Raw genomic sequence first — 2,723 nt, 5'->3', positions numbered from 1 at the left:
AATGAGTGTCCGGATCAGCGTGGAATCACTGTCCGGATGTGCGTGGAATGGGTGTCCGAGTCAGCGTGGAATCCGCACCGTACGGTAGCTGGCGCCAAAGTGGATCACCTGAGTCTGATACACGCCATCGCCCGGCAGCTCGCTAAAAGCGAACATTTCCCGGCCAAGCAAGCCCCAGGCATCGCTCACTGGCAGGTCGGCCAGCACCTGCCGATTGATTTCACGGCGCAAACGGCTTTCCGCCGGACTGTCCGACGGACAGTCTCGGATACAACCATAAACGATGGATTCGGACTCCACGCGGGCACTCCAGCAAATCAAGGGTTGCCTTCTATCACAGCCGCAAAAGCCAAGGAAGGAACGGCGGCTAAATAAGCGTTATCGCCCTGATAAACCGTGCCTAACTGAACTCAGTTAGGCGTACCTGCGCGGCCACGCCCCATCACCCAAGCCAGCACGGTCATCACCAGCGCCAGCGCTGTCAGCACCATAAACGGCAGCTGATAGTTACCGGCCAGATCCCGCGCCAACCCCGTTAATACTGGCGTCAGACAGGCTAGGCTGTAACCCATGCACAGCATCATTGCAGTCCAGCGGCTAACCGCCATGGGCGAAGCCGACTCGTACAGCGGCAATACCAATGACAGCGCAAAGGAGCCGCCCAAACCAAAGCCCACAGTGACCGCCCACAACTCGGGCAGCACGGTAGGTTGAAATGTGATCATCATGAGGCTGATCGACGACAACAAGCCGCAGCCCATCAGCAACGCATAGCGATTCTGGAAGCGTTGCGCCAACCAGGGCAACAGGAACGAGCTGGGCAACCCCATCAGCATCGACACACTGAACAGACTATTACTGTGGATTAGACTCAGCCCGGCTTCGTGATACCGCGCCACCGCCCAGGTAGCCAGGGCGTAAAACAACCCGGCCTGAAGGGCGAAAAACGCACTGATCAGCCAGGCACGTGGCTGCCCCCAGGGCAAGCCCTCCGCTGCTCCGGTGTCAGCCTCAACGCGATTGGGCAGGCACAGCCACAACAACAACCCGACTAACGCCGGTAACGCCCAAAATGCCAGACCACGGGTCCAGTCATCGCCCAACCACTGCGTAGCCGGCACCGTCAGCACCGCACCACCGGCCCCGCCAATCGCCATGCTCAGCGAATACCAGCCCACCACACTGCCCATGCGCCCGGCAAAATGGCGTTTGATAAAGCCCGAAAGCAACGGCCCGGCGACCGCAATAGCAGCGCCCAACAGCACCGCACTGCCAATCAAAATCACACTGGTATGGGCCATCACGCGTAGCAGCAACGCCAGCGCAATCAGCGCCATACACAGAGCAATGGTGCGTTCCAGCCCGAGACGCAGCGCCAAGCGCGGCGCGAAAGGCGCCAGCAGGCCCATGCACAACACCGGTAGCGCGGTGGTGAGGCTGATCAGGCTGCGACTTAGGGCCAGCTCAGTGGCAATCCGCTCGATCAGCGGGGCCAGAGAGGTAATGCCGGGGCGTAAGTTGATTGCAGCCAGAACGAGGGCCAGCAACAGCATGGCCCGGGGGAAAGGTTTCACAGAACATCCATCAGTTTCGCGGCCATGCCGGCATGACCGCAAACCTTAGAGCGCAAGCTCATAGCAGACAAGCCCTAAGCAGCATTATGTTGACCGTTAAATCAACAAAACCACATCGGTTCACTTGCTGCGTGGCGCCCGCATCTTATCGGCCATGGTGGTCATTTCGTTGTACAACAACTGCGGGTTTTGCTGCTTCAAGGCCCAAGCCATGCGGCCCTGCTCATGGGGCAGAATCATAAACTCGCCTTTGCCGATCTCTTGATAAATGTAATCAGCAATATCCGCCGCACTGATCGGCGAGCTCTCCAGCAACTTGCCGACCTGCGCTTTCATCGCTGGTGTAGGACCGCGGAAGGAATCCAGCAGGTTGGTCTGGAAAAAGGAGGGGCAGACCACATGCACAGCAATTTCGTGAAGCTTCAGCTCAATCAACAGGCTTTCCGACAATGCCACCACACCAGCCTTGGCCACGTTGTAGTTGCTCATCGCTGGGCCCTGCATCAACGCCGCCATGGAGGCGATATTGACGATCTTGCCTTTGCTCTTTTCCAGCAGCGGCAGGAACGCCTTGCAACCCTTAACCACGCCCATCAGGTTGATCGCGATCTGCCAATCCCAATCCTCCAGTGACAACTCACTGAAGAAACCACCGGAGGCCACACCGGCGTTATTGACGATCACATCAATACCGCCGAGCTTTTCCTCGCAGGCCTGAGCAAACGCGGTCAACTGGCTGTAGTCACGTACATCACAGCGTTGGGTGAAACCATCACCGCCGGCATCGCGCACCATCTGCAGGGTTTCTATCAGACCCGGCTCGTTAACATCCGATAGCGCCAACTGCCAGCCCTCACGCGCCCAACGCAGGGCAATCTCACGCCCCAAACCAGAACCTGCCCCGGTGATCATCATGCGATTTTGCATAGGAAACTGCCTTGTGATGCTGTGATTGATCGGGCCAGTGTAGCCGGGGAAATTATCCAACCTGCACTCCATCATTTCTCTGAATAAGGCGGCCTAAGCTCAACTCACGGACGTCACCTGAACACCCAGACGAAAAAGTTGCACGATCGGGTAGGAGGCGGCCTCACGGCCGCCGTCCTCCCACACCACCGTGCGTACGGTTCCGTACACGGCGGTTCAGGC

The 2,723-nt window shown here is 58.4% G+C and carries 2 protein-coding genes and 1 pseudogene; all 3 read right to left on the bottom strand.

Going from position 1 to position 2,723, the window contains the following annotated elements; translation table 11 throughout:
• Nucleotides 1-75: 75 nt before the first annotated feature.
• Nucleotides 76-300 (bottom strand): annotated as a pseudogene (locus tag N1078_RS19310) (hypothetical protein); the annotation flags it as partial.
• A gap of 110 nt (nucleotides 301-410) precedes the next feature.
• A complete protein-coding gene (locus N1078_RS19305; protein WP_274089685.1) occupies nucleotides 411-1,574 on the bottom strand; it encodes an MFS transporter in 1,164 nt (387 codons plus the stop codon).
• A gap of 120 nt (nucleotides 1,575-1,694) precedes the next feature.
• Nucleotides 1,695-2,501, bottom strand: coding sequence for an SDR family oxidoreductase (locus N1078_RS19300; protein WP_274089684.1), 807 nt, complete (start codon nucleotides 2,499-2,501; stop codon nucleotides 1,695-1,697).
• Nucleotides 2,502-2,723: the final 222 nt, after the last annotated feature.

Origin of the sequence: Pseudomonas sp. MIL19, from assembly GCF_028680365.1 — a bacterium.
Lineage (GTDB): Bacteria > Pseudomonadota > Gammaproteobacteria > Pseudomonadales > Pseudomonadaceae > Aquipseudomonas > Aquipseudomonas spirodelae.
This window is presented reverse-complemented; position numbering and strand designations above follow the sequence as displayed.